The organism is Microcystis sp. M53603_WE2, assembly GCF_030065435.1.
This window is the reverse complement of sequence record NZ_JASJFF010000428.1, coordinates 1-4,853: the sequence shown is the minus strand read 5'-3', so window position 1 is coordinate 4,853 and position 4,853 is coordinate 1. Positions and strand designations below refer to the sequence as shown.

Annotated in this window: 3 protein-coding genes; all 3 read right to left on the bottom strand. The window is 44.6% G+C overall.

The features are described 5' to 3' along the window. Nucleotides 1–416: 416 nt before the first annotated feature. Nucleotides 417–2,078 (bottom strand): NAD(P)H-quinone oxidoreductase subunit 4, encoded by a 1,662-nt coding sequence (locus PX481_RS08970; protein ID WP_288094452.1) that lies wholly within the window; start codon nt 2,076–2,078, stop codon nt 417–419. A gap of 124 nt (nt 2,079–2,202) precedes the next feature. Next, a complete protein-coding gene (locus PX481_RS08965; RefSeq protein ID WP_147069183.1) occupies nt 2,203–2,904 on the bottom strand; it encodes an ABC transporter ATP-binding protein in 702 nt (233 codons plus the stop codon). A 389-nt stretch (nt 2,905–3,293) separates the two neighbouring features. Continuing rightward, complete coding sequence (locus tag PX481_RS08960; RefSeq protein WP_004159324.1) at nt 3,294–4,043, bottom strand: septal ring lytic transglycosylase RlpA family protein; 750 nt, start codon at nt 4,041–4,043, stop codon at nt 3,294–3,296. Nucleotides 4,044–4,853 lie beyond the last annotated feature (810 nt).

The window sequence follows — 4,853 nt, the reverse complement described above, 5'->3', positions numbered from 1 at the left end:
TGATCGCGATCTGGATCGGATCGAGCGAAGAAAAACCAATAACAGCTTTAGAGGAAAATCAGTTAGGAGAAAGTCAAGAGAATTAAGAGCCGATCCTCGGTCTCTACTATACAATTAGGGAAGTTTGTTATCTACAACACTCGATCGCTACCTAGGGTTTGCTGAAAAAGTAGGGGCGAAGCATTCGGATAGGAAATCTACGGTTTCAGCGATAGGTTATGCCCGAATGCTTCGCCCCTACAAGACCACGATTCTCTGAAAATCTTGCACTTGTTTTGCGAAATAGACCCCTAAAACCCTTACCTCGTCTATATTTCACATTTATTCAGCCAACCCTAATTAATTATCTCCTCGCCAAAAAAAATCAGGAGCAGAATTTCCACTCCCGATAACCTATTCACTTTAGACTTGCCAATTTATTGGAATATACTGGCAACCTTGGCGCTTACGTCCGGTTGAGTTTCAGCGTAGATATTTTGACGAGTAGCGGCGATTTCTGTGTAAGCTTGACGCACTTCCGAGTTAACTGCCACCGTTTTCACATCGTAGATACGGGTAGCCAGTTGGGGATAGAAACCGATAGCGACAATCAAAGCGAGGAAAGAGACAGCGATAAAGATTTCTCTGGGTTTAGCGTCAATATATTCTGATTCGTCAGGAAGGACACAGCTAGTACCGAAACAAACTGCTTGTTCGTTACTTTTGTTGGGGAGAATGTTAGTAATATCGCAGGAAGAACCATCTCCGTAGAAAACTTGACGAAGCATGGAGAGTAGATAAATCGGGGTGAGGATTAAACCAACGGAAGCGAGGAAGACAGTCACAACCCGGAAGGTTTGGCTATAAACGTCACTGCTAGTGACACCGATGAATACAGTAATTTCACTGGCAAAACCGCTCATTCCGGGTAACGCTAGGGAAGCCATGGCGCCGGCAGTAAAGAGAGCGAAGACTTTCGGCATCGCTTGGGCAATCCCACCCATCTCGTTTAAAGCTAAGGTATGGGTGCGGTCGTAGGTGACACCAGCAAGGAAGAATAAGACGGCGGCAATTAAACCATGGGAGAGCATTTGTAACATAGCGCCGCTAATACCCACATCGGTAAAGGAAGCAATCCCTAAAAGGACGAATCCCATGTGTGAAACCGAGGAATAAGCGAGACGGCGTTTCATGTTTTGTTGACCGAAGGAAGCGAAAGCACCGTAGATAATATTAACGACACCGAGAATCGCTAGAATCGGGGCAAAGTAGATGTGTGCATCGGGTAGAAGCCCCATATTAAGACGGATTAAACCATAACCACCCATTTTGAGGAGAACACCAGCGAGAATCATCGATACAGGTGCAGAAGCTTCACCGTGAGCATCGGGGAGCCAAGTATGGAGGGGGAAGATGGCGAGTTTGACCCCGAAAGCGATTAATAAACCAGCGTAAAGGACTAATTCTAAAGCGAGGGGATAATCTTTAAATCCTAATTCCGCCATATCAAAGGTCATTGCACCACCACCGTAAAGGGCCATGGCTAGACCGGCAACGAGGATGAAGATAGAAGCGGCGGCGGTGTAGAGTAAGAATTTAGTGGCGGCATAACGACGTTTTTGACCACCCCAGATGGAAACGAGTAGATAAACGGGAATTAACTCGATTTCCCACATTAAGAAGAATAATAATAAGTCTTGGGCAACGAAAACACCAATCTGAGCGGCGTAGAGCAACAGCATCAGGAAGTAGAATAAACGGGGTTTACGGTCCACTTGCCACGCGGCCAAGATAGAAAGGGTTGTCACTAATCCTGCTAATAAAACTAACGGTGCTGAGATACCATCCACTGACACCGCCCAACTTAAACCAATTTGGGGAACCCAATCGATTTTTTCCACTAATTGTAGGTTGGGGTTGCTTAAATCATATTTTTGTAAAAAGACGTAGCACATTAAAACAAAGTCTGCTAGTCCGACTCCAAGAGCGAACCAACGAACAGTTTTTCCTTCTTTGTCGGGGATTACAGGGATCAGGAAGGAGGCAAGCAAGGGGAGCAAAATGATGGCAGTGAGCCAGGGGAAGTTAGCCGTTAGCATGGCAGTAAGAAAAAATACCTATTTCGTTATGTGTTCATTTTATGCGACTTTGTAAAATTTTGTGAATATTTTTTGTCCTACCTTTACCATAGGCTTTTATCTATAATTGGCGCATCATCATCGATTAACCCAAATAAGCTTGTTTGACCCGCTCATCCCTGAGTAAATCCCCGGCTTCTCCTGCGATAGTCAAGCGTCCCGCTTCCAAAACATAGCCGCGATTGGCAGTTTCTAGGGCTAAATTGGCGTTTTGTTCCACTAACAGGATAGTTACTCCCGATTCGTTTAATTGACGGATAATACTGAAGATTTCTCGCACTATCTGCGGCGCTAGTCCTAAACTGGGTTCGTCTAGTAACAATAACTTGGGACGACTCATTAAAGCTCTGGCAATCGCCAGCATCTGCTGTTCCCCACCGCTTAGGGTTCCCGCTAACTGCTCTCGGCGCTCCGATAGTCGGGGAAACAGTTGCAACTGCTCTTCGATATCGCTTTTTACTCCTAGGCGATCGCTTCTCGTATAAGCACCTAACTGCAAATTTGTCAAGACTGTTTGACGCGCTAAGATTCTTCTCCCTTCCGGACTATGGGCAATTCCCCGTTTAACGATTTCATGGGGTGGTAAATGGGTAATATCTTGACCCTGATAAATTATTCGCCCCGTCTTTGCCGTTAAAATCCGAGATATCGTCTTTAGAGTCGTCGTTTTTCCTGCTCCGTTCGCTCCAATCAGGGTGACAATTTCCCCCTTTTCTACCCTTAAGCTAACCTGCTGTAATGCCTTTATTCCGCCATAATTAACCGATAAATCGCTAATTTCTAACATAAACCCAGTCAAATCCCAATAGGATCACTATAGCAGTTACCAGTGATCAGTTATCAGTTACCAGTGATCAGTTATCAGTTACCAGTGATCAGTTATCAGTTACCAGTGATCAGTTATCAGTTACCAGTGATCACTGATCAGATGTGAGTTTTTAGTCAGTCCCGATGAAAAAATTTTCACCCCCACAGATGAAAGAGGTTTCCTTCCCTACACCCCACACCCCACACCCTACACCCTCTTTCAAGTCAGGGATAAGGAGGAATCCCGATCATTTGTACTGAATTTTCCAAGACGCATTATTGAGTGAGGGGTATTGAGTAGCATTAACAGTGCTGTCTTTTCACTGCTTACTGTTTACTGATAACTGTTTACTGATAACTGATAACTGATTATCTGCCTAAAACTTCCAAGACAACTGGGGCAACTCCCGATTGGAAAACACCGATAATCGCTGCCGCACCTCTGGAGAGATCGATGACGCGACCACCGCTAAACGGACCGCGATCGTTAATTCGCACCACCACCGAGCGCCCGTTACGCAGATTAGTTACCCTAACCTTGGTGCCGAAAGGTAGATAGCGATGGGCGGCGGTTAAACTACTAGAGTTAAAAGTCTCACCACTAGCGGTGCGACGACCGTGGAAACCAGGACCATACCAAGAGGCCATTCCCTTTTTACGGGGGCGACTGCTGGTTTTTACCGCTGGGCTTGTTTTCGGCTTCTCTGCTGGTGTCACTGAGGCAGGATTGCTGGCTGGGGCATTAGCCGGGGCCGGCTTGACTTGATTGGGTTGTGATTGGGGTTGTCCCGTCGAAGGAATGGCCTCTTGGGTCTGGGGTGTAACGCTTGCAGGGACGGTATTTTCTTTGTCCACTAGGGACTCCAAAGTTTTTAGAATTTCGTTAGCATTATCTTGAACCGAACGTGATACTTTAATATCTGAATCAGTTGTTCGACTATTAGAAAAAGCGGACAGAATGGTTTGAGAAGTGGACTCGATAACAGTTTGACGACCTAAGCTAATGTCCGTCAGGCTGTTGCTGTGTCCTGCTGTCTGGGAACAAATTATCGAGGCTGTAGTCCCCACTACGGTAAGGGCAGTTACAGCTTGTAGTTTGTTGACCAATTGTTTATTCATAGACTTTCTTATTGTGCGTTAGCAAGTTCCCAATGCAAAGCTGAAGGAACTTGCTAACATTCCTTTGTGCTTGCAGAGCTAACTTGGTTGCTTTCTGTTCAACCGTATCACGGAAAATCGGTTGGTCATTACGAGAATTTATATCGTTATCGGGCAAGAGAATCAAAAATTTAAATAAAGGGTTGACTGGCGCTAAAAACCAAGTTAAGATGAAGGGTTTTTAATTTTTTGTGTCCTAGAGGGGATCAAGGTTAGGAAAACTTAGGGAATTAGGGAAATTTCGAGGGGGAATAATGCTAGTATTGACAAGGCTTTCAAGGATTATCAGCCCTCCTCGATTTCTCTCTATCGATGCAGATAATGGTTAATAAAACTGTTATCTTTGCTACAAAAAACCAGATTTTTAAGATAAATGTCAAATCGGGTTAAAGGTCAGAGATTAAAAATTATAATAGGGGCTTGACAAAGAACTAAAAATAAGCTGTTATTAGCCAAACTTAACTATAAAATCAGAAATGTTAATGGATGCTAATACTAAATCCTCTTTAAAAGGGATAGGGAAGTGGGGAAGTGGGGAAGTGGGGAAAGAAACCTCTTTCATCTGTGGGGGTGAAAATTTTTTCATCCGGCCCGACTCCTAACCCCACGAAAAGCTTTTTCGGCAAACCCTATCTAGGGTCTGCTGAATAAATCTAAAAACCTTGTTGGATAAGACTTTTGGACTTTTTTCCCCTCAAAAAGTGCCAGCCATTGCGGGGATCGGGGGAAAATTCAGGTACTTTTTCCCTGAAAATTAGGTAGTTGACCACC

Coding starts and splice junctions, on each gene's coding strand:
- PX481_RS08960 (WP_004159324.1), bottom strand. CDS start 4,043: ATGAATAAACAATTGGTCAACAAACTACAAGCTGTAACTGCCCTTACC.
- PX481_RS08970 (WP_288094452.1), bottom strand. CDS start 2,078: ATGCTAACGGCTAACTTCCCCTGGCTCACTGCCATCATTTTGCTCCCC.
- PX481_RS08965 (WP_147069183.1), bottom strand. CDS start 2,904: ATGTTAGAAATTAGCGATTTATCGGTTAATTATGGCGGAATAAAGGCA.